Source organism: Arachnia propionica (assembly GCF_900637725.1).
In the GTDB taxonomy this organism is placed as follows: Bacteria; Actinomycetota; Actinomycetes; order Propionibacteriales; family Propionibacteriaceae; genus Arachnia; species Arachnia propionica.
The window spans coordinates 1,041,497-1,062,657 of record NZ_LR134406.1 but is presented as its reverse complement, the minus strand read 5'-3'; the positions used below and the strand labels follow the sequence as shown (position 1 = coordinate 1,062,657).

The window sequence follows — 21,161 nt, the reverse complement described above, 5'->3', positions numbered from 1 at the left end:
CGGCCCGGATGCCCTCCGGACCGACACCGGTGTGACCAGCCCGGATCCGATGCGTGAAGGCCCTGTGGGACGATGGTTCCATGCTGGCCCTCGCGAAGACGCACCCCGGCCCAGGCCTGGAGCTTATCGACGTTCCCGTCCCTTCCCCCGGCCCCACCGAGGTCCTGATAAAAATCCGGAGCACCGGGATCTGCGGCACCGATGTGCACATCGACCGCTGGGACGGCTGGGCGGCCCGGACCGTCACCACCCCACTCGTCCTGGGACACGAGTTCTGCGGCACCATCGTCGAACTCGGTTCGGCCGTGACCAACCTGGAGGTCGGGCAATTAGTCTCCGGTGAGGGACACTACGTGTGCGGAAGATGCCGCGCCTGTCTGGCGGGAAAACGTCACCTGTGCCAGCGAACCCGGGGAATCGGCTATCACGTCGACGGGGCCTTCTGCGAGTACTTCGCCATGCCCGCCGCCAACATCTGGGTGCATCCACCGGAACTCGATCCGGATGTCGCCGCCATCTTCGATCCCTTCGGCAACGCCGTCCACGCGGCGCTCCAGTTCCCAGCCCTGGCCGAGGACGTCCTGGTCACCGGCGCCGGTCCGATCGGGATCATGGCGGCCCTGGTGGCGAAGTTCCAAGGAGCCCGGAACGTCGTCATCACCGACCTCAGCGACGAGCGACTCGCCCTGGCGGAGACGTTGGGCATCACCTCGACGGTCAACACCGGCCAGGAGGACCTGGAGGAGGTCTACGACCGTTTCTCGATGAAGGAGGGATTCGACATCGGGCTGGAGATGTCCGGGTCGGGTGCGGCGCTGCGTTCCATGATCGACCACATGACCCACGGCGGCAGGATCGCGTTGCTCGGCACCCCCTCGCAGGAACTGACCGTGGACTTCTCCAAGATCATCTTCAGCATGCTCACGATCCAGGGTGTGACCGGCAGGCAGATCTTCGAGACCTGGTACGCCATGAACGCCCTGATCCGTTCCGGGCTCGACATCTCGGGGGTCATCACGCACCGTTTCCCCGTGACCGAGTTCGCCGAGGCGTTCGCCGTCGCGGGAGACGGCCGCTCCGGCAAGGTCGTCATGCACTGGGAACAGTGATGAACACCCCAATTTCCTCACCCATTCGAAAGGCACGACCATGACCTTCCTCGACGATGTGCTCTCCCAGCTCGACGCCCTGCGCGCCGAGGGCCTGTACAAACACGAGGAGCCGCTCACCACGGCGCAAGCGGCGCACGTCGGCGTCCCGGCCGGGAACGTCATCAATCTGTGCGCGAACAACTACCTGGGGCTCGCGGACTCACCCGAGTTGATCGCGGCCGCCAAGGACGCTCTTGAGCGTTGGGGTTTCGGCATGGCCTCGGTGCGGTTCATCTGCGGCACCCAGACCCAGCACCTGGATCTCGAGGCCGAACTGACACGGTTCCTGCGGCCAGGGGCGGAGGGATTCGACACCATCTTGTACTCGTCGTGTTTCGACGCCAACGGCGGGCTTTTCGAGACGCTGTTCGGAGCCGAGGACGCGATCATCTCCGACGAACTCAACCACGCCTCCATCATCGACGGGGTGCGCCTGAGCAAGGCGGCCCGTCACCGGTACCGCAACCGGGACCTCGGCGACCTGCGTGCCCGCCTGGAGGAGACCCGGAGCGCGCGGCACCGGGTCATCGCCACCGATGGCGTGTTCTCAATGGACGGCTATGTCGCCCCACTGGACGAGATCTGCGCCTTGGCCGACGAATACGGCGCCCTGGTGATGGTCGATGATTCACACGCCGTCGGTTTCGTCGGCGAGACCGGGGCCGGCACCCCGGAGCGTTTTGGTGTCACCGAACGCGTCGACATCATCACCGGCACCCTCGGCAAGGCTCTCGGCGGGGCCTCCGGAGGGTACACCTGCGCCCGCTCCCCCATAGTGGAGTTGCTGCGGCAGCGGTCGCGGCCGTACCTGTTCAGCAACTCCCTGGCGCCGTCGATCGTCGCCGCCACCCTGGCCGCCCTCGGTCTCCTCGGCCGTTCCGGTGAGCTCCTCGACCGGCTGCGCGAGAACACCACCTATTTCCGCACCCGCATGGCCGAGGAGGGATTCGAGATCCCCGAATCCGATCACCCGATCGCCCCCGTGATGATCGGCGACGCGGTACTTGCGGCCCGCATGGCGGACGCCATCCTGGCGCGCGGCGTCTACGTCCGAGCCTTCAGCTACCCGGTGGTTCCCAAGGGCCGGGCGAGGATCCGGACCCAGCTGTCGGCTTCCCTCACCCGTGATGACCTGGATGCGGCGATCCGTGCATTCGTCGAGGCAAGGTCGGAGGTGCGGTAGAAGACACACCACAGCTGGACCCGTCCTTCTCCGACGGGTTTTGCTGACCTTGTTTTTGATGCGCTGATCTCGTTGCGGTTCGCAGGCGTTGTGATGCATGCGAACCACGACAAGGCCGGAAAATCATTGAGGAATGTCGTTTGCAAGCGATGTCCCGGCCACCGAGGCCCCTGTTCAATGTGCGTGAGGAACAAGGTGACTGCCGATCCGGCGATTGACCTCGCCCTGACTCCACGACCTCTGTCGGTCGATGCTGAACGAACGATGGTCACTACACTGTCAGCTGTTCGAGGCATGGAGTAGACCGGAAGAGAGACATGATGAGCCTGACCCCTGACGCACCGATCCTACTCAGGGTACCGGCGAACCATCTCGATCAGCCAGGTTCCCTCACCGAGAGGATCCTCGCGATGCCGGCGGTCCTCACCGGTGCGCGCGGGCGGGTGGCACGTGGCGGGCACCTTCTTGTCACCGCCTCGGAGGTCATTTTCGAACCTCATTCCTTCAACCTCAACAACGAGAGGAGTCAACTGCGAATTCCCGTGGCGGAAATCACCGGTGCACGTTTGAGGACTGTCGTCATCACCGCCACCGTCGTGCTCTCCACCATCCGCGGCATTGACCTGGAGTTCGTGAGCTGGAGCAGGAAGAAAATCATTGCAGCCATTCAGCAGGCACGCACCGCGCAGGGGCTCCCTCACTGGCAGGCCTAAACCCCTTGGGACTTGTTCATCGGGCGTTCAAATGCTTCAACGGCATTGCAGGCCACTGTAGCGCTTTTTAAACAAAACCTTTTCCTCACACCCGAAGAAAAATGGAAGTCGAACTGGGCCTGACCAGCGGTTTTGCTCGCGAGAGGTGATTTTGAATCGGAACTCCGGTGGCCAAATTTTGTTTTATACATGCTGCGCCTGATGCAGAAGTTGATCCTTTCCTGGTTCAGGATCTCGCCGAAGAGAAGCGTGTTCATCGTTGCTGGATCACCTTGTCCCCACCACTTCTCAAGCGCATCTCCACCCGGCCCGTCTCCCCCCTGTCCAAAAGTTATTCACCCATCAACAGTTCTCCGGTCAGGCCGCCGTCAACGAATAATCAAAGTACCGACGAAGGGACTCGAACCCTCACGCACAAGGCACAGGAACCTAAATCCTGCGTGTCTACCAATTCCACCACGCCGGTCAGCGGGTGTCAGCCTACCGGGCCACAGGGCCCTGTCGCGGTGCCGTCTCAAGCCGGGACTCAGGCAAGTCGGGTAGTTCCTTGGCCAGTTGCAGAGCCGGATCGTCCTCGAGAAACGTGCGCACCGGGCCCGGGCCGGTATGCCTGGTCTCGAACCGGACGGTCACCCTGCCCAACCCGGATCCCCAGACCCAGCCACGTCCCAGCGCATCATGGATTACGTCGGCACCGGGGAAGAACCCGCGTCCCCGCACCCCCGAGGTGTCCACCTCGACCTCGGTCTCGGTTCTTCCCGTCTTCGGAGTCTCGTCCTCGAACAGGCGCTCCTGGGCGGCCCTGGTGAAGTTGCTGACCCCGATGCCGAGCAGCCTCACCCCCTCGCGAATGTCCACCTCCGCCAGGAGCTCCTCCCCCACCCGACCGATCACCTCGGCATGATCCGTAGCGCCCCCCAGCGACCTGGCCTTCGAGATCGTCGTGAAATCCGCCATCCGCACCTTGATCGCGACCGTGCGGGCAAAGGACCCGGAGCGTTGTAGTCGCCCGGCCACCGATTCTGCGTCGCGCCTGAGTATGGAGGCCAGACGGGGCCAGTCGGTCAGGTCGGTGGGGAAGGTGTCCTCCACGGAAATGGATTTCGCTTCCCTTTCCGCCTCCACCTCGCGGTCGTCGCGGCCATGCGCCAAGTGCCGCAGCGATTCCCCGGCCGCGCGGCCCAGTTCACGCACCAGCTCCCGGGGGTCGGCGGCCCGCAGGTCGGCGACGGTGGCCAGCCCGAGGGCCAGCAGTTTTCCCTCCGTCACCGGCCCCACCCCGGGAATCGCCCGCACCGGCAACGGGGAGATGAACTCGATCTCCTCTCCGGGAGCGATGATCCGGACCCCGTCGGGTTTCGCCGCCTCCGATCCCAGTTTGGCCAGGAACTTGCTGCTGCCCACCCCCACCGATGCCGTCAACCCGGCGGTGCGCCTGGTCAGTTCCGCCCGCAGCCCGGCAACGTGTTCGTCGAGTTTTGCGAGGTTCCATCTGCTGGCCTCGAGGTCTACGTAGGCCTCGTCGAAGCTGAGGGGCTCCACCAATGGCGAGATCTCCCGCAGCAGCTCCATGACCACCTGCGATGACTGCCGGTAGGCGCCGAACCTACCGCCCAGGAAGGCCGCGTGCGGGCAGCGACGCCTGGCCTCCGTCCCCGACATGGCGGATCGCACCCCGAAAACCCGGGCCTCATAGCTGGCGGTGGCCACCACTCCCCGCGGCCCGGCACCGCCGACGATCACGGGTTTGCCTCTGAGGCTGGGTTTGTCGCGCTGCTCCACCGCGGCGAAGAACGCATCCAGGTCCAGGTGCAGGATGCTGGATGTGGATCGCATACGGGTCAGGTTAGTGATCTCCCCCGACACGAACCTGCCGGTTCATTCGGGCGCCGGGGTTGGCCGGTACTGCACGAAGTCATAGCCCTCATGGATCTCACGGCTGATCTCGGTCCATTCGTGGGAAGCGACGACCGGGAAGGTGGCGGCCCCCTCCGGTTCCTGATGGACATGGGTGATGTCCAGTTCCGTCAAGTAGGGCCACGCTGCCGCGTAGATCTCCCCGCCCCCGCCGATGAAACAGGTCTTCCCGGGGGTGGTGTGCGCCAGCCGGATGGCCTCCTCGATGGAATGGGCCACCTCGACGCCCTCCGCTGACCAGTCCGGTTGCCGGGTGACGACGATCGTGCGGCGGTTTGGGAGCAGCCCGATCTGTTCGTGGGTTCGTCTCCCGAAGATGATGGTGTTCCCGGTGGTGACCGCCTTGAAGCGGCGGAAATCGGCCGGGATGTGCCAGAGCATGTCCTCCCCCGATCCGATCACGCCGTTGTCAGCCACCGCGGCTATGGCGACTATCCGCATCAGTTCTCCTTGACATCCAGCACCGAGCGCCCGTCGGCCGAGAACTTCACAGTGATGGGCTTTCCGTGATTCGTTCCGGTCACCTCGATGATTCCTTTCGCGTCCTCCCCGGGGGCCAGCCGGATCTGCTTCGGAACCGCGCTGGGCCATAGCTCCTGGAATCGGGCCCTGGCCTCCTCAGGCGCGGAGCCTCCCCCGAACCGGTTCAGATCCGTGGTGGGGCCATCGTGGGTGCCGCTGGCCGGTTCACTTATCACTACCACCCCGTCGATGGTCTTTATCGTGGACAACAAAGACGGGTTCCCCCTCACGGTCACGGTTCCGGAAACGGAGTCCACCTCCAGGGTCAGATCCACGATGCCCCCCAAGTTCCTGGCCTCCAGCGCCTGGCGAACCACGTACCAGTCCTCCCAGCTGCGCATGGTGGGTTGCACCGGGCGGGGTTCCCTCGGCCCTGCCCCTGTCAGGTCGGGGCGGCTGGCGTGCCACGCGGCAATCCCCGCCAGGCCCACGGCACCCACGAGCCCCGCGATCAGGATTCCCCGGCGTCTCGGTCCGGGTCGTGCTTCCTCACGGGAAGTTTGGGGCTGGTCGTTCCCGGGGATCTGGACCGGTAGCCCACGAAGCACGTCCCGGCACTGCCGGTGCGTGGTGGCCGCCAGCAGTTCGTCGCGCCGCTTCTGGAACTGCTCGTCGGTGAGCCGCCCCTCGGCATAGTTGGTGGCAAGGATGTCCAGGTAGACATCGCGCTCCTTGAAGGAGACGTGCAACTCGCTCATGAGCAAACGCTATCCCGTGGCCGTGACCGTTCGCAGCCCGTTCGGGGCTTCGAAGACCCCGGTTTGACTCCCGGGGAAATTGTCGGGGCCTCGGGCAGAATTGCTGCGTGGTCGAGTTCTTCGGGGTCAGGCATCATTCACCGGCTGCGGCGCGCCTGGTCGCCCGGCGGATCACGGACCGCCCACCCGCGGCCGTGCTGATCGAGGGCCCCACCGAATACAACCAGCGCATCGAGGAGCTGATGCTCGACCACGAACTGCCCGTCATGCTCTACTCGTGGGCGCCCATGTTCCCGGACGCCCCCGAAGACAGCACGGAATGGGGCATCCGCCGGGGCAGCTTCTACCCGCTGACCGACTACAGCCCCGAATGGGTCGCCCTGCGCACCGCGCACCGCGCGGGGATACCGGTCGAGTTCATCGACCTGCCCTGGCTGGCCTTCGCGGACACCGCGGTGGCGGAGAACCGCTACGCCGAGGCTCCGGTCACCAAGGAGGCCGCGGACAGGCTGATCAGGGAGTTCGGTGTGGACGACATGGCCGGCCTGATCGACGAACTGATCGAGATCGATCCGGAGCTGTCGCTGGAGTCCTACCGGGAACGGATCGGGTTGCTCGGGTCGATCCTGCGCGGCGAACCCGATCGGGAGACAAAGACGCGTGAGGCACACATGGCGCACCGGATAACCGACGCCCGGCGGCGTTTCGGCGATGACATGCTGGTGGTGTGCGGGGCCGCCCACGTCGACGGGCTGGAGGCGCTGCTGTCGAGGGAGGTGGAGCCGGTGGATGTGTGGATGCCGCCGGCCGACGACAACCGCTACGGCATCGCCCTGACCCCCACCTCCTACGCGGCGCTCGACGCCCTCGACGGCTACGACGCGGGCCAGCCGAATCCCGGTTTCTACGACCGTCTGTACCGGGATCGCGCCGAGGGGCGGCGTGACACCAGCGAGGAACTCCTGGGACAGGTCGTACTGGAGCTGCGCAGGGCGAAACAGTTCGTCTCTCCCGCCGACCTGATAGCGGTGCAGGCCACCGCCGGGGCCCTCGCCCAGCTGCGGGGACATCAGCAGATCTGGCGCACCGATCTCGTCGAGGGAATCACGACCGCCCTCGTCAAGGACGATTCCGGGAAGGATCACCCGCTGCTGGCCCACGTCAACGACGCCCTGCGCGGTGACCGGCTCGGACACCTGGCAGCGGGCACCCGGCAACCGCCGCTGACACTCGAGCTCCGGGCCGGCCTGGAGGCCCTGGGATTGCTTCCCGCGCCGAAAAGGCGAGAGGAATCCGCCGACCTGTCGAACGACCTCGGCCTGCGGCGTTCGCAGCTGCTGCACTCCTTGGTGGCCCTGGACATCCCGGGCATCGGGCTGACCGCCAGCGCGGACGACGACGGCGTCGAACGCTGGTTCCTGGTGTGGACCCCGGCCTTCGAGGGATCCCTGGTGGAGGCCGCCCGGTACGGGGGCAGCCGGGAGCAGGCGGTGACCGCTCGTCTGCTGGAACGCGCCGCCGACATCACCTCGGATCCGGCAGCCGCTGCGAATCTCGTCCTGGAGGCAGCCCTGTGTGGGGTGGCTCGCCTGTCGGTCAGTCTCCAGGCCCGCACCGAGACCCTGCTGGCCACTTCCGCCAACCTGATGGGTATCGGTGCCGCGACCGGGGTGCTGATGCGGCTCTACCGTTACGACCCGATCCTGCGGGCCACCGGTCGCGCGGATCTGGGGCGCCTGCTGGAGGTGGCCTTCAACCGGTCGGTGCGGCTGCTGGAACGTCTCTCGCCGCTGCCGGAGGGACCTGGACTGGAGGGTTTCATCCAGGCCGTGTACCAGCTGACCGACAGCGCGGAACGGATCGGTGGAGATCTGGATTACGACATCGACGGCTACCACCAGGCCCTCTCGGTGGTGGTGGGGGACGACCGTCAGGCACCCACCGTCCGGGGAGCCGCCCTGGGAGCCCAGTGGCTGACCGGGGCCCGCCCGGATCCGGAGATCGCCGGGCTGCTGTCCGTGATCGCGCTTCCCGAACAGCTCGGCGATTTCGTCGCGGGCCTGTTGGGGGTGGCCCGGGAGGCGGCCCTGCGACGCCCGGATGCCCTGCTCCGCCTCGACGACATCCTCACCGGCCTGGACGACGACGCGTTCTTCGCCTCCCTTCCGGGGCTGCGGCGCGCATTCAGCTGCTACACCCAGCGCGAACGTTTCCAGGTGGCGCAGCTCATACTGGGGGAAACGGCGGGATCGACGCTCCTGGACTTCTCCGGTTCCGCCGAGGACGCAACCGCCATCGCGAAATTCGAGTCCGCCGTCGCGAAATCACTGGATCGTTTCCTCGGGAGGCGGCATGGATGAACGATTGACACGCTGGCGGCTGGTGCTGGGGCGGGGTTCGGAACAACTCGGGAACCTGGATCCCCAGCAGCAGGCCCGCTCCGATGCCTTGGGGTACCTGTACGACCGGGAGGGGCAGGACGACGGCGCCGGGGCGGGGTACGGGGCCTCGAGCCTGACCGTTCCGGAATGGATCAACGAAATCCACACCCTGTTCCCGAAACGCACCGTCCGCACCATCGAGGAGGACGCACTGGAGCGTTACGGCATGGTCGAGTTGGTGACCGACAAGGAGCTCCTGGAACGGGTGGAGCCCTCCGAGACGCTGCTGCAGGCGATCCTGCAGACCAAACACCTGATGAGTTCCGATGTGCTGCAGGCAGCCAGGCAGATCGTGCGGAAGGTCGTCGCGGCGCTGGTGGAGAAGATGCGCCCCAGGATCCGGCGCACGCTGACGGGTCGACGCGACCCCAACCGGCGCAGCTTCTTCAAGGTGGCGGCGAACTTCGACCCGAAGCGCACCATCCGCGCCAATCTGAAGAACTACTCGACGGAAACACGACAGCTGGTCATCTCGGAGCCGATCTTCTACTCGCGCACCCGCAGACAGTCGGAGAAGTGGCAGTTCATGGTCGTGGTGGACCAGTCGGGTTCGATGGCCGAATCCGTGATCCACTCGGCCGTCACGGCCTCCATCTTCCACGGACTCCCGACCCTGAAGAACCATCTGATCGCTTTCGACACCTCGGTGGTGGACCTCACCTCGGACATCGCCGATCCCGTTGAGACGCTGATGAAGGTGCAGCTCGGCGGGGGCACCGACATCGCGCAGGCCATGCGCTACGCCGAATCGCTCATCACGGAACCGCGAAGGGCCATGGTGGTGCTCATCACGGACCTGTACGAGGGCGGCTCGGTGCACGACCTGGTCCAGTGCGTCACCCGGATGGTCCAGGGCGGTAGCAAGGTGCTGATCCTGGGTGCGCTGACCACAAACGGGGCGGCCTCCTTCGACGAGGAGCTGGGGCGGCGGCTGGCCGCGCGGGGAGCCCGGGTGGGGGTCATGACCCCGTACGAGCTGGCCGACTGGGTTGCGGAGGTGATCCGGTGAGCCGCCCGGACCTGCTCCGTTTGAGCGGTGACGTGCTGGAGGACCTGACCAACAGGGGCACCTTGCGGCGGGCCCGGAAGGAACTCGGCGCCGCGGCCCTGACCGTCACCGAGGCCGATGACGGGACGGTGACGGTCTCCGCGGACGACGGAACCACCTGCGTCCTGTACGCGAACCGGCCCTTCGCGGAGTGGACCTGTTCCTGTCTGGCAGCCAACAACTGCCGCCACATCGTCCGCGCGATCCTGCACTACCAGGCAGCCTGCTCCGAGCCGGGAGTCATCGAGGACGAGGAGCCGGATTCGACGGACCTGCCCGGGCAGGAAACCCCCAGGGCCGCTGCCCCCGGGAAGGTGGAACCGGAGGCCGTCTTCAACCCGGCCAGCATCACCCGCGAACATCTGAGGGCCGCGCTCTCCCCCGCCGCCCTGAGGCGGGCTGATCAGCTGGCCGGGCAGGGCCTGCTGGCCCACGTCGGGAGCATCAGGGGAATCTCCGTGGTGCGGATCCACCACCCGACCCCCGTGTCGGTGCGTTTCCTGGCCGGCGCCGACCTCAACTACGTGCGCTGCACCTGCCACGACCCCGATCCGTGTCTTCACGTCGCGGTCGCGGTCGCTGCCGCGGCGGGCAGGCGGTTCGGGGACACCGGTCTGGTGTCCGTGGCGGGGGACGCGTGGCGACCGGACGCCTCCCTGCTTTCCGAGATCCGCGGCGCGGTCGGTGAACTGGTGAGGGTCGGGGCGGAGTCCGGGCACCGGAACCTGCGCGGGGTCTGGCGTCGCCTGGCGGTCAGGGCCCGCGAGGCCGAGCTGCATCACGTCGCCGACGTCCTGGACGAGTTGCTAGACGAGCTGGCCCGTTACGAGACCCGCAGCCAGGAGTTCACCCCGTCGCGGCTGGTCGAGTTGTCAGCCGAGTTGTTGGCGCGGGCGATGTCCCTGGCCAATCCGGAACCGGCACGGATCCCGGATCGACTCGTCGCGGGTTCCCCCGCCCAGCAGACGCGGGTGTCGAAGGCCCGGTTGATCGGTCTGGGCACCGAGTTCGTCGAACTGGACGACGAGTGCCGGTTGATCGCCCATTTGGTGGATGCCCGAAGCGGCGCTCCAATGCGAGTCACGAAACGAATCATCGACAAGGAACGCAGGCCCTCCTCGCAGCTCGCGGGTGGCCTGGTCTCCGGCATCACCATAGGCAACTGGGGTGGCGGGCAGGTGATGTCGCTGGGTGGCCGGATGTTCGGGCACGGGGATTTCTCCCACACCAACAGGTCGGCGGTGAGTTTTCCCGCAGGCGCGATGGATCAGTTGGAGACTCCGTTCCGGGTGGAAACCATCACTGAGCTGGCCACCCAGCAGACACGACTGCCCGCCGTGCTGGATGATCGTTCCGCAGGCACTGACCTGGCCGCCTGCCGGGTGACCAGCGTCGGGAACATCCATTTCGACCCCGGCATTTCCAGTCTCGTGGCCGACCTGCGGGACACCGACGGGCAATCGTTCCAACTGGTCCTTCACCACACCGCCCGCCGCGACGGGAGCGTGCGCGCCACCCTGATTCGCCTGCAGAGCTGGGAGAAGGATTTCCCCAAGGATGCGTTCGTCTCGGGACGGTGGCGCTGGGGCGCCAGGAGTGTCGTGGTGGATCCGTTGCTGCTGGTCGGGGACGGCCTCCCGCTCCAGCCGCACGTGGCAGAGCCCGTCGCAACGGATGTGCAATGGCAAACCGGGACCGGGGATGCGCCGCTGACCAGCCCGGGGGCCCTGCTGCGGGGGCTCGACTCCCTGCTGGGAGAACTCCTGCTGGCGGGCGCCGACCGCATCCACCTCCGCGACCAGGACTGGCGCGAGTTCGTCCGGCAGGCCCGCAGGGCGGGAAGCCAGCTGATCGCGGACCACGCCCAGGCCTTCCTCGATCACCGGGACCCGGCCCGGGTGGAGAAGCTGCTGCTGATCTCGGCCTTCGGTGGCCCCCTGGCCTGAGAGACCCCGCGGGTAGGGACCACGAAGAATTGTCAGTCCCCTGACCTAGGCTCTCATGACATGAAACGACGCCTGCACCTGACAGAAGGTAACTCGGACAAGTTCTGGTACATCGACGTGACCGAAGACCAGGTGACGGTCCGCTACGGACGCAGCGGAACCACGGGCACAACGAGAACGAAACAGTACGAATCCGCGGACAAGGCCCTCACCGACGCGAAGAAGCAGGTGGACGCGAAGATCAAGAAGGGCTACACCGACGACGCCACAGCCTCCACCGAGGAGCTGGAACCCACGAAGACCACCCGAACCGGGGAGAAGAATGAAACCGGAACCGCGGAGCGAGTGGTCGCCGAGCCAGTCGGCGCTCCCCTCGAAGTCTCGGATCTGGACGCGGATGATCTGGGGCTGGCCATCACTCCCTTCGAACGCGCCTACGACATCAACGCCGAAGTAAACCTCCAAATAGACGATTCACCATTCGACCCCGAAGCCGAACTGGAACGAGCCAAGCGGATCGTCACCCAAGAAAAATACAGCAACGGCTACTCCTCACTGAGAAGATTCCGTTTCACCGAACCCTTGTTCACCACGATGCCCAGCCGGGAGCGAATCGCGTGGTGGGTATCGCACTTGGAGGCTCTTGAGGAGGCCAGGAAGAGGGAGTACTACGCGGATCAGAAAATCAAGTACAAGTGGAGCTTTCAAGCCGAGATCGACTGGCCGACATGGCTGAAGGTCGTGCTGTACACCGATTGGAACTGCCCACTCAGCGAGATAGTAAACCACTTTCGCATGGGCCTCCTTGAAGACTCTCTGGTCCTACGCGCCGTCCTGAGCACACGCACAGAAAACGAGATCGCCGAGGCCCGGGCACTTCTTCCCTCGCCTCTTCCCTCGCCGCTCGGCTACAGCCTAGGTGGCGACATAACGTTTGGTGATTCCACGATATTCATGGCTGCCGGGCTGGATGCGCTGTCCCCGGACGAGGCCCGGGAACTGATGGACGTCTTCCCTGATAACTCCCTGAGGGACTGGAAGCATGCGCTGACAGCTCTGGTGCTCCCGACAGCGGAGGAGCGGGTGGCCTTCGCACGCAGGACGGGCGCTGGAACCACAGACTGGGAAGACGTGATTCCATGGATTGTTGCCACCGGCCAAAAGGGCTTTGGCCTGCTGGTTGACTGGTTGGGCCGAGGCCCCCGGGACACGGCATCATTGATGCTGCAGGTCGCCGCCGAGGTGGGCCATGGCCCAGGCATGACGGAACTGTTCCTGAATGCTCTGGATTCGAAAGCAGCCGACGTGGCCGCGGAATGGATACGTTCGCACATGCCACAAGCCTTGGCGGCAAACCTCATCCCCACCCAAGCCAATGCCCTGGCCCCCTTCCTGCGAGAACTACCCCGCGAACAGCTTCGAAACGTCGTCAAACAAACCGCAGGCAACACCCGAGCCGTCATTGACGATATCCTCACCGAAACCACGATTCCGGCACTACCCGCCGACACCCCATGGTGGCAAGACGCAATCAAAACCACAAAACTACCAAAAACACAAAAGCTTCCATTCAGCGTGGAAGCCCTACCCTTGGTGCTGGTCGACGGATACCGGCTCGATGCCACGCACATGACCCAACTCATGCAGGCTTTGAGCGACACCGAACGACACCCTTTGACGGCTGCAATCCACGACAGAACCGACCCAGCCAACCGAGACCACCTCGCCGTCACCCTGCTGAGACTTTGGCTGAATGAAGGAGCTCCCGCGAAACTGTCGTGGCTGATGACCGGCGCCGGCTGGCTGGGAGGCAGTGAATTCGTCAACATCCTCACCCCGATGATCCGGGAATGGCCGGGAGTCAGCCAGCACCAGCGGGCCGTGAAGGGCCTCACTGCGCTGCGCAATATCGCATCGGACGAGGCCCTGCAGCAGATCTCCGGGATCGCGGCGAAGGTGAAGTTCGCCGGGCTGAAGAAACGCGCCGGCCAGGCGATGGATGAGATCGCCGCCCAGCGTGGCTTCAGCCGCGACGAGCTGGAGGACCGCATCATCCCCGACGGGGGTCTCGATGAACGCGGCACCCGCGTCTTCGACTACGGAACCCGCCGATTCCTGGCCTATGTGACCCCGGATGGCAAACTGGCCGCACGCCTCCTGGATGCCGAAGGCCACCCCACCGGCAAGGTGCTCAGCACCCTCCCAGCCCCCAACAAAAGCGATAATCCCGATCAGGCAAAAGCGGCGAAGGCCGAATACAACCTCGTCAAGAAAGCGGTCACCACCCTGGCGAAGGTTCAACTGGCACGCTTCGAACGAGCCATGGTTCAGGACCGCCGATGGAGCCCGGAGGACCACGCCCGTTTCATCGCCCCCCACCCCGTCCTGAGAAGGCTCCTGGCCGGAATCATCTGGGGCCTCCACGACACGGAAAACACTCTGACGGCCACCGCCAGGACCGACGAGGACGGCCGCCTCGTCAACCCGGACGACGAACCCGTCGATACCGATGGCTGCTCCATCGGGATCGTTCATCCCCTGGAACTGGACGAAGCCACCAAGGCCGCCTGGGGCGAGGTGCTGTCCGACTACGAACTCGTCCAGCCGTTCAAACAACTCGACCGACCTATCTTCCACCTCCCCGACGACCAGGGCGACGACACGAAACTCCACGACCTGCCCAAAGGAAGATTCCCCGCCACCAAACTCATCGGGGCCTTCAACAAGTACGGCTGGGAACGAGGCGAAGCCCTCGACGCAGGCGTCTACTGCATCCACGCCCTCACGATCCCAACAGCCGACCTCACAGCGGTGATCTGCTACACAGGCATGTGGATGGGACCCATGACGGACCAGGACGATCAGGAAATCGAAGCGGCCTATATCCTCAAAGGCCACCACGACCCGAAAAACCTCGGCTGGGGAAACGAAATGGACACGAAGAGACTCGAACGCATCCCCTGGAATCAGGTTCCGCCCAAGATCGTCTCCGAGATCTTGGCCGCCTTGAAGGAGATGTCGAACACATGACCGACATGCAACGCCCACCGGCCGAGTTCCGTCACGCCGACGAGTTGGAGCTCCTGAAGCAGCGCGACAGGAAACAAAAACGCCCCGTCGCTCCCGGCTGGCAGCTCTCGGCGCAGTCGGTGGTGGAGTTCGTACTGGGCGACGGGAAGGAGATCACGGGCAAATATGTGGGACGCCGGTCCTTGGTGGAACGCTGCGTGGTGTCGCTGGCCACGAACCGGGGATTGATGCTGATCGGCGAACCCGGAACGGCCAAGTCCCTACTGAGCGAGCTCCTGGCAGCGGCGATCTCCGGGGACACCACCTTGACCATCCAAGGTTCGGCGGCCACCACAGAGGACGCCATCAAATACTCCTGGAACTACGCGATGCTGCTGGCCGAGGGACCGACCCTGAAATCCCTCGTGCCCGCCCCCGTTCACCGGGGCATGTCGGAGGGTAAGGTGGTGCGTTTCGAGGAGATCACCCGCTGCGCCCCCGAGGTACAGGACTCGATGCTGTCGGTGCTCTCGGACCGCACCTTGTCCATTCCCGAACTGGACGCGACCCACCGGACCCTGTACGCCAAACGCGGATTCAACGTGATCGGCACCGCCAACACACGCGACCGTGGCGTCAACGAGATGTCGGCCGCTTTGAAGCGCCGGTTCAACTTCGAGACCATCGGCGCCATTGAGAACCTCGAGGTGGAGATGGCGCTGGTGGAACGCGAAACCGATGCGATGCTGCGGGCCGCCGAAATCCCGGCCCGTCTGGGCCGCGACGCCACCGAGGTGCTGGTCAAGGTGTTCCGCGAACTGCGTTCCGGGAAGGCCTCCGGGCAGGGCGTGGAACGCCTGAGCAGCGCCATGTCCACGGCGGAAGCGGTCTCCACCGGCATGGCGGCCGCCGTCCACGCGGCCTGGTTCGGCAACGACACCCCGGGCGGCAGGGAGCTGGCGGAAGCCATCGTCGCCTCGGCACTGAAGGACGAACCGGAGGATGTCTCCAAGCTGCGCGCCTACCGCGAACAGCACATCAAGAAACGCTCCGGCATCTGGCAGGAACTGTACAAACACCTGCCCTGACCAAGGGACATGTCCCGTAAACCCGACGGAGTTCCACGGGCAGTCAGGAAGTCTCCCAAACCTGTGGTCAGGGCGCTTCCCAGCCACCAGAAGCGGTTTCGAGCCGGGCTCAGACCTTCCGACCCGCTACCTTCCCGGTCCGTCCCCGAGGATCAACCGGTTTCACGAAACAGAGCCCTCTACACCGCTATGGGCGCTTTTATCGCCGGGTGGGGGTCGTAGTTCTCGACGGTGATGTCGGGCAGCTCGAACCGGTCGATCTCCCGTACCCCGGGGTTCAGCACGAGCCGTGGGAGGGCGCGCGGCTGGCGGGTCAGCTGTTCGGTCACCTGATCGAAGTGGTTGTGGTAGATGTGCGCGTCACCGAGGGTGTGGATGAACTCCCCCACATCCAGCCCCGTCACCTGCGCGACGAGGTGGGTCAGCAGCGCGTAGGAGGCGATGTTGAACGGCACCCCCAGGAACACATCGGCTGAGCGCTGGTAGAGCTGGCAGCTCAACCTGCCGTCGGCCACGTAGAACTGGAACAGGGCGTGGCATGGGGGCAGGGCCATGGCGTCCACATCGGCGACGTTCCAGGCGGAGACGACGTGCCGCCTGGACTCCGGGTTGCTGCGCAGGGACTCGATCACGCCGGCAAGCTGATCCACGTGCCGCCCATCCGGGGTGGGCCAGGAACGCCACTGGTAGCCGTAGATGGGCCCGAGGTTGCCGTTCTCGTCGGCCCATTCGTCCCAGATGGTGATGCGGTTCTCGTGCAGCCAGGCGATGTTGGTGTCGCCCCGCAGGAACCACAACAGCTCACCGAAAACGGACCGGGTGTGCACCCTCTTGGTGGTCAGCAGCGGAAATCCTTCTGTCAGGTCGAATCTCATCTGGTGGCCGAAGACGCTGCGGGTGCCGGTTCCGGTGCGGTCGCCGCGGTCGATTCCGTCAGCCATGACGCGGCGCAGCAGATCCAGGTAGATCTCCATCACTGCTCCTTCAACCAGGCGACGAAAGCGCGCACAGCCTTGCCACGGTGGCTGATGGCGTCCTTCTGAGCGGCCGTCAGCTCCGCGGATGTGCAGGCCCGACCGTCCGGCAGGAACAGCGGGTCGTAGCCGAAACCACCATCACCGCGTTCCTCCTCGGCGATCCGTCCCGGCATTTCCTCACGCCAAAGTTGCCTACCACCATCGGGCAGCACCAGAGCCAGGGCACATACGAACCGTGCGCCGCGCCGCTTGGCGGGCACTCCCGCCAGTTGCGCCAAAAGCAGCGCGTTGTTGGCGGCATCATTGCATTCCGGACCCGCCCAGCGGGCGGAACGGACCCCCGGCATGGAATTGAGTTCGTCCACCTCGAGGCCCGAGTCGTCTGCCAGAGCAGGCAGACCGGTGTGACGGGCCGCAGCTTCGGCTTTGATGAAGGCGTTTCCCTCGAAGGTCCTCTCGGTTTCAGCGGGTTCAGGATAGGGGTCAAAGTCACCTAGGCCCAACACCTCCACTGCTAGTCCCGCGTCTCGGATGACGCGACGCAACTCGACCAGTTTTTTGGGGTTGTTGGTGGCCAGCACCACCTTCTCGACACCGCCTGTCACGCCAAGGCCTCGCGTTGTAGCCGGGTCAGTTCCGCGCACCCGGCGGCACCGAGGTCGAGCAGCTGGTTCAGGTCGGTGCGATTGAAGGGCTTCCTCTCCGCTGTTCCCTGCACCTCGATGAAATCCCCCGACCCGGTCATGACGATGTTCATGTCCGTCCCGGCCTGTGAATCCTCCTCGTAGGCCAGGTCGAGTAGGGGCACTCCCTCAACGAATCCGACGGACACCGCAGCAACGGAGTCCTTCAGCGGTTCGCCCTTGAGCACGTCCAGTTCCCGCAGGTGGGCAACAGCGTCCGCAAGAGCGACGTAGGCGCCGGTGATGGCCGCGGTGCGGGTACCACCGTCGGCCTGCAGCACGTCGCAGTCCAGGACGATGGTGTTCTCCCCCAGTGCCGAATAGTCAACGACGGCCCGCAGCGAACGCCCGACCAGGCGGGAGATCTCGTGGGTGCGACCGCCAATCCGGCCCCGCACCGACTCGCGGTCGCTGCGAGAATGAGTGGCTCTGGGCAGCATCGAGTACTCGGCGGTCACCCAGCCGAGGCCGGTATCCCGTCGCCAGCGGGGAACCCCCACTGTGACGGATGCGGCAACCAGCACACGGGTCTTCCCAAACTCCACGAGCACGGATCCCTCGGCATGGTCGAGCCACCCGCGGGTGATGCGGACTTCACGGAGCTGGTCGGCTCGGCGGCCATCGATGCGCAGAATCATGGGGCCAACCTACCGGAGTTCAGCGAAGCTCCACCTGCTCGACGTCGTGGACGAAACGCCCGAGCAGTCTCTCTCCGATGCCCTGGAAGGAGTCAGCGTCACCGGTCGTCAGGAACTGGCGGCTGGCGTGCCGCGGGACGTCGTGCAGCAGGCCCTTGCGGGTGAGTCGTGCGTACGTGTCCTGGGCACAGGCGTCCGAGGATGAAACCAGCACCACATCGTCACCGAGCACATAGTTGATGACACCGGTGAGCAGCGGATAGTGGGTACAGCCGAGGATCAGAGTGTCAATTCCCGCGACCTGGAGGGGAGCCAGGTATTCGCGGGCTACCCCGAGCAGTTCCTCGCCCCCGGTGATACCGGCCTCCACGAATTCCACGAACCGTGGGCAGGCCTGGGTGGTGAGTTGGACATCCCCTGCCACTGCGAATGCATCGTCGTAGGAACGGGACATGGCCGTGGCTTCGGTGCACACCACCCCGACCCGACCGCTGTTGGACGCAGCCAAGGCGCGCCGGGCGGCGGGCAGGATCACCTCGAGGATCGGCACATCGTAGCGCTCCCGAGCATCCCTCAACACCGCAGAACTGGCGGAGTTACAAGCGATCACCAGCGCCTTGACCCCTCGCTCGGCCAGGTGGTCGAGACCCTGGAGAGCGAACTCCCGGACCTGCGCAATCGACCGGGGGCCGTAGGGGGCCCGGGCAGTGTCACCGAGATAGACGAAATCCTCGTTGGGGAGCTGGTCCACGAGGGAGCGCATCACGGTGAGCCCTCCGAAACCGGAATCGAAGACCCCGATCGGGGCCTCACGTCCTGTCACCGTCCTTCCCCCCGCCATTTGGCGTGGAGCGCGTCCTCGATCAGCAGCGCAAGCCAGTCGAGGATGGCGGCGGTTTCGGGGTCGTTTGCCACGTCCTCCCTCGTCGGTTCCGCCAGCCGTTCCGAGGAGCCGGTCAGTTCCACATGCCATTGGGCCCTGAGCGCCGCCAGAACCGAGACCCAGGAGTCGATGTCCCGGCCCGGAACCAGCACCCGGTCCTGGTCGTCGTCCTCCAGGGCGGCAAGCACCTTCCGGGCGGCCTCGAGCCGGTTCTGGGCCTGGCCTGCGATGGCGTGGCGCCGGAACTGGCCTGCCTCGCCGGCATCGGGAAGGGCGGGCGGGAAGAAACGCCCGAGCCCGGGTTCCTCCGCGATGGTCTCGGCACAGACCGATTCGGCCCTGAGCTCCGCGTCGAGCCTCACCAGGGGATCGTCGGATTCGACATGGGGAAGCAGCGGTTCCAGGTCGTGTGCGTAGCGTTCCACAAGGAAACGCAACACCCGGCCACGTCCGTCACCCGCGTGGAAAACCCAGGTGAAGTCGTTCACTGCTGCTCCATGGTGGCCCAGAGGGTGTAGTTCTGCATCGCCAGGACATCGCGTTCCATGGCCTCGCGATTGCCCGCCGACACCACTGCGCGTCCCTCCGTGTGAACCTTCAGCATCAGCTCCTCCGATTTCGGTTTCGGATAACCGAAGTACTCGCAGAACACGTGGGTGACGTAATCCATCAGGTTCACGGGATCGTCCCAGACGATCGTCACCCACGCCTCCGCCGGGGTTTCCAGCGGAGATTCCAGCACCGCCACCTGGCTGTCGGGCTGCTCCTCGGCGGCGCGGGGAGGCGGTGGAACAGGTCGAGGACACATGCATGCCATCGTACCGACACACGATACGGACATCCCATGCGTATCCGCACCGTCCACGGGCTGGATCTGCTCCCTCCACCCCCTAGTACGCTGGTTTTCCATGACGACAGCACTGCTGACCGACCACTACGAGTTGACGATGGTTCAGGCCGCCATGGACGCGGGCACCGCGGGCAGGCGTTCCCTGTTCGACATGTTCACCCGTCGTCTGCCGGAGGGCCGCCGCTACGGGGTGGTCGCGGGTCTCGGACGGGCTTTGGAGGCCATCGACGAATTCCGTTTCGATCCCGCCACCCTGCAGTTCCTGCTGGATCAAGGAATCATCCGCGACAACCTGGCGGAGTGGCTGGCCGACTACCGTTTCAACGGCGACATCTGGGGTTACCCGGAGGGTGAAACCTACTTCCCGGGGTCGCCGGTGCTGTCCGTGGAGGGCAGTTTCGCGGAGGCCTGCGTCCTGGAGACGGTGTTGCTCAGCATCTACAATTTCGATTCCGCCATAGCCGCGGCCGCCTCCCGCATGACCGCCATGGCCGAGGACAGGCCCTGCGCGGAGATGGGATCGCGCCGAACCCACGAATGGGCCGCGGTCGGGGCTGCCCGCGCCGCCTACATCGCGGGATTCTCAGCCACCTCGAACCTGGAGGCCGGCCGCGCCTACGGAATCCCGACCATGGGCACCGCCGCGCATTCCTTCACCCTCCTCCACGATTCCGAGGAGGACGCCTTCCGGGCGCAACTCGACGCGCTGGGGGTGGAGACGACGCTGCTGGTGGACACCTACGACGTCGAGGCCGCCATCCGCAAGGGAGTGGAGCTGACCGAGGGTCGGTTGGGGGCCATCCGGCTCGATTCCGGCGACCTTCCGATGATGGCCCGCCAGGCCCGTGACCTCCTCGACGACCTGGGTGCCACGAGCACCCGGATCACCGTCACCTCCGACCTCGACGAATGGCAGATCGCCGCCCTGCGCGGCGCCCCCGTCGACGGGTTCGGGGTGGGAACTTCCCTGGTCACCGGTTCCGGGCATCCCACCTGCGGGTTCGTCTACAAGCTCGTGGCCCGTTCCGAATCCGCGGATCGGGAAGCGCCGATGACCCCGGTAGGAAAGAAATCAAAAGGCAAGAACACCTTGGGAGGCCGCAAGTTCGCGATGCGCAGGCTGGGCGAGAGCGGTCGCGCGGAGGCCGAGATCATCGGGTTGGGTGCGGCCCCGGTCGGTGACGGCAACGACCGCCACCTCCTGGTGGAAATCGTCAAGGACGGGCAGCTGGTGTTCCCGGGAACCCTGGAGGACGCGCGCACCCGGCACCGGGAGTCGCTTGCGGAGCTTCCCCTGGCGGCGCTGCGCATCAGCAGGGGCGACCCCGCGATCGAGACGATCATCCTCGACGGCGCCGGGGTCCAGACCACCAACCCGTACCAGGCGGCCCCCAGACCTGCGAACCTGTGATCC

The 21,161-nt window shown here is 65.5% G+C and carries 19 protein-coding genes and 1 tRNA gene; 9 read left to right on the top strand and 11 right to left on the bottom strand.

All coding sequences use genetic code 11. The annotated features are described in order from the left end of the window. Nucleotides 1-80 precede the first annotated feature (80 nt). The 3 genes from tdh (at nt 81) to EL272_RS04620 (ending at nt 3,047) form a co-directional block, all read left to right on the top strand. Nucleotides 81-1,109 (top strand): L-threonine 3-dehydrogenase, encoded by a 1,029-nt coding sequence (gene tdh, locus EL272_RS04630; protein WP_061787896.1) that lies wholly within the window; start codon nt 81-83, stop codon nt 1,107-1,109. A 40-nt stretch (nt 1,110-1,149) separates the two neighbouring features. Beyond that, nucleotides 1,150-2,334 (top strand): glycine C-acetyltransferase, encoded by a 1,185-nt coding sequence (locus tag EL272_RS04625; protein ID WP_061787744.1) that lies wholly within the window; start codon nt 1,150-1,152, stop codon nt 2,332-2,334. 410 nt (nt 2,335-2,744) lie between these two features. Continuing rightward, entirely contained in the window at nt 2,745-3,047 is a 303-nt protein-coding gene (locus tag EL272_RS04620; protein ID WP_244926115.1) for a hypothetical protein, read from the top strand. Here EL272_RS04620 and EL272_RS04615 read toward each other — a convergent pair. From EL272_RS04615 to EL272_RS04595, 5 genes are all read right to left on the bottom strand, one after another. Then, entirely contained in the window at nt 3,044-3,304 is a 261-nt protein-coding gene (locus EL272_RS04615; RefSeq protein WP_126409353.1) for a hypothetical protein, read from the bottom strand. The two genes, EL272_RS04620 and EL272_RS04615, sit on opposite strands and share 4 nt — an antisense overlap. A 128-nt stretch (nt 3,305-3,432) precedes the next feature. Beyond that, nucleotides 3,433-3,513 (bottom strand) — tRNA-Leu (locus EL272_RS04610). Nucleotides 3,514-3,527: 14 nt separating this feature from the next. Next, a complete protein-coding gene (locus tag EL272_RS04605) occupies nt 3,528-4,883 on the bottom strand; it encodes a DNA polymerase IV (protein ID WP_061787745.1) in 1,356 nt (451 codons plus the stop codon). A 42-nt stretch (nt 4,884-4,925) separates the two neighbouring features. Continuing rightward, complete coding sequence (locus EL272_RS04600) at nt 4,926-5,405, bottom strand: dihydrofolate reductase (RefSeq protein ID WP_014846058.1); 480 nt, start codon at nt 5,403-5,405, stop codon at nt 4,926-4,928. Next, the gene (locus EL272_RS04595) at nt 5,405-6,184 is read right to left on the bottom strand and encodes a DUF1707 SHOCT-like domain-containing protein (protein ID WP_014846057.1); all 780 of its coding nucleotides are present in this window, start codon (nt 6,182-6,184) and stop codon (nt 5,405-5,407) included. The genes EL272_RS04600 and EL272_RS04595 overlap by 1 nt, the downstream gene beginning before the upstream one ends. 107 nt (nt 6,185-6,291) lie before the next feature. On the opposite strand from EL272_RS04595, the gene EL272_RS04590 reads away from it, so the two are divergent. From EL272_RS04590 to EL272_RS04570, 5 genes are read left to right on the top strand one after another with little or no spacing between them, the layout of a single operon-like run. Continuing rightward, nucleotides 6,292-8,544 carry a DUF5682 family protein gene (locus EL272_RS04590; RefSeq protein ID WP_061787746.1) on the top strand — a complete coding sequence of 751 codons (2,253 nt, stop codon included), beginning with the start codon at nt 6,292-6,294 and terminating at the stop codon, nt 8,542-8,544. Then, nucleotides 8,537-9,634, top strand: coding sequence for a VWA domain-containing protein (locus tag EL272_RS04585; protein WP_014846055.1), 1,098 nt, complete (start codon nt 8,537-8,539; stop codon nt 9,632-9,634). Before EL272_RS04590 ends, EL272_RS04585 begins: the two co-directional genes overlap by 8 nt. Beyond that, nucleotides 9,631-11,619 carry an SWIM zinc finger family protein gene (locus EL272_RS04580; RefSeq protein ID WP_061787747.1) on the top strand — a complete coding sequence of 663 codons (1,989 nt, stop codon included), beginning with the start codon at nt 9,631-9,633 and terminating at the stop codon, nt 11,617-11,619. Before EL272_RS04585 ends, EL272_RS04580 begins: the two co-directional genes overlap by 4 nt. Nucleotides 11,620-11,679: 60 nt before the next feature. Beyond that, nucleotides 11,680-14,649 (top strand): WGR and DUF4132 domain-containing protein, encoded by a 2,970-nt coding sequence (locus tag EL272_RS04575; RefSeq protein ID WP_061787748.1) that lies wholly within the window; start codon nt 11,680-11,682, stop codon nt 14,647-14,649. Next, entirely contained in the window at nt 14,646-15,716 is a 1,071-nt protein-coding gene (locus EL272_RS04570; protein WP_061787749.1) for an ATP-binding protein, read from the top strand. The genes EL272_RS04575 and EL272_RS04570 overlap by 4 nt, the downstream gene beginning before the upstream one ends. A gap of 179 nt (nt 15,717-15,895) precedes the next feature. Here EL272_RS04570 and EL272_RS04565 read toward each other — a convergent pair whose 3' ends face one another. Genes EL272_RS04565 through clpS form a run of 6 tightly spaced genes read right to left on the bottom strand, consistent with a single transcriptional unit; the run spans nt 15,896 to nt 19,705 of the window. Then, the gene (locus EL272_RS04565) at nt 15,896-16,690 is read right to left on the bottom strand and encodes a thymidylate synthase (protein WP_061787750.1); all 795 of its coding nucleotides are present in this window, start codon (nt 16,688-16,690) and stop codon (nt 15,896-15,898) included. Next, on the bottom strand, nt 16,690-17,298 hold the full coding sequence (gene rdgB, locus EL272_RS04560) for an RdgB/HAM1 family non-canonical purine NTP pyrophosphatase (protein ID WP_061787751.1): 609 nt from the start codon (nt 17,296-17,298) through the stop codon (nt 16,690-16,692). The genes EL272_RS04565 and rdgB overlap by 1 nt, the downstream gene beginning before the upstream one ends. After that, the gene (gene rph, locus EL272_RS04555) at nt 17,295-18,014 is read right to left on the bottom strand and encodes a ribonuclease PH (protein ID WP_061787752.1); all 720 of its coding nucleotides are present in this window, start codon (nt 18,012-18,014) and stop codon (nt 17,295-17,297) included. Before rph ends, rdgB begins: the two co-directional genes overlap by 4 nt. Nucleotides 18,015-18,033: 19 nt before the next feature. Beyond that, nucleotides 18,034-18,855: a glutamate racemase gene (murI, locus tag EL272_RS04550; protein ID WP_061787753.1), complete on the bottom strand. Its 822-nt coding sequence runs from the start codon at nt 18,853-18,855 to the stop codon at nt 18,034-18,036. Continuing rightward, a complete protein-coding gene (locus EL272_RS04545; RefSeq protein WP_061787754.1) occupies nt 18,834-19,385 on the bottom strand; it encodes a DUF2017 family protein in 552 nt (183 codons plus the stop codon). Before EL272_RS04545 ends, murI begins: the two co-directional genes overlap by 22 nt. Then, nucleotides 19,382-19,705: an ATP-dependent Clp protease adapter ClpS gene (clpS, locus tag EL272_RS04540; protein WP_014846046.1), complete on the bottom strand. Its 324-nt coding sequence runs from the start codon at nt 19,703-19,705 to the stop codon at nt 19,382-19,384. Before clpS ends, EL272_RS04545 begins: the two co-directional genes overlap by 4 nt. 100 nt (nt 19,706-19,805) lie before the next feature. Here clpS and EL272_RS04535 point away from each other — a divergent pair, with 100 nt between their 5' ends. Continuing rightward, a complete protein-coding gene (locus EL272_RS04535) occupies nt 19,806-21,158 on the top strand; it encodes a nicotinate phosphoribosyltransferase (protein ID WP_061787755.1) in 1,353 nt (450 codons plus the stop codon). The last annotated feature ends 3 nt before the right edge of the window (nt 21,159-21,161 follow it).

What these genes read in the sequence shown, in the direction of transcription:
- EL272_RS04620 (WP_244926115.1), top strand. Translation starts at nt 2,745, where the DNA reads ATGCCGGCGGTCCTCACCGGTGCGCGCGGGCGGGTGGCACGTGGCGGG.
- EL272_RS04535 (WP_061787755.1), top strand. Translation starts at nt 19,806, where the DNA reads ATGACGACAGCACTGCTGACCGACCACTACGAGTTGACGATGGTTCAG.
- tdh (WP_061787896.1), top strand. Translation starts at nt 81, where the DNA reads ATGCTGGCCCTCGCGAAGACGCACCCCGGCCCAGGCCTGGAGCTTATC.
- EL272_RS04615 (WP_126409353.1), bottom strand. Translation starts at nt 3,304, where the DNA reads ATGAACACGCTTCTCTTCGGCGAGATCCTGAACCAGGAAAGGATCAAC.
- EL272_RS04570 (WP_061787749.1), top strand. Translation starts at nt 14,646, where the DNA reads ATGACCGACATGCAACGCCCACCGGCCGAGTTCCGTCACGCCGACGAG.
- EL272_RS04605 (WP_061787745.1), bottom strand. Translation starts at nt 4,883, where the DNA reads ATGCGATCCACATCCAGCATCCTGCACCTGGACCTGGATGCGTTCTTC.
- clpS (WP_014846046.1), bottom strand. Translation starts at nt 19,705, where the DNA reads ATGTGTCCTCGACCTGTTCCACCGCCTCCCCGCGCCGCCGAGGAGCAG.
- EL272_RS04565 (WP_061787750.1), bottom strand. Translation starts at nt 16,690, where the DNA reads ATGGAGATCTACCTGGATCTGCTGCGCCGCGTCATGGCTGACGGAATC.
- murI (WP_061787753.1), bottom strand. Translation starts at nt 18,855, where the DNA reads ATGGCGGGGGGAAGGACGGTGACAGGACGTGAGGCCCCGATCGGGGTC.
- EL272_RS04575 (WP_061787748.1), top strand. Translation starts at nt 11,680, where the DNA reads ATGAAACGACGCCTGCACCTGACAGAAGGTAACTCGGACAAGTTCTGG.
- EL272_RS04585 (WP_014846055.1), top strand. Translation starts at nt 8,537, where the DNA reads ATGGATGAACGATTGACACGCTGGCGGCTGGTGCTGGGGCGGGGTTCG.
- EL272_RS04600 (WP_014846058.1), bottom strand. Translation starts at nt 5,405, where the DNA reads ATGCGGATAGTCGCCATAGCCGCGGTGGCTGACAACGGCGTGATCGGA.
- EL272_RS04625 (WP_061787744.1), top strand. Translation starts at nt 1,150, where the DNA reads ATGACCTTCCTCGACGATGTGCTCTCCCAGCTCGACGCCCTGCGCGCC.
- rph (WP_061787752.1), bottom strand. Translation starts at nt 18,014, where the DNA reads ATGATTCTGCGCATCGATGGCCGCCGAGCCGACCAGCTCCGTGAAGTC.
- EL272_RS04595 (WP_014846057.1), bottom strand. Translation starts at nt 6,184, where the DNA reads ATGAGCGAGTTGCACGTCTCCTTCAAGGAGCGCGATGTCTACCTGGAC.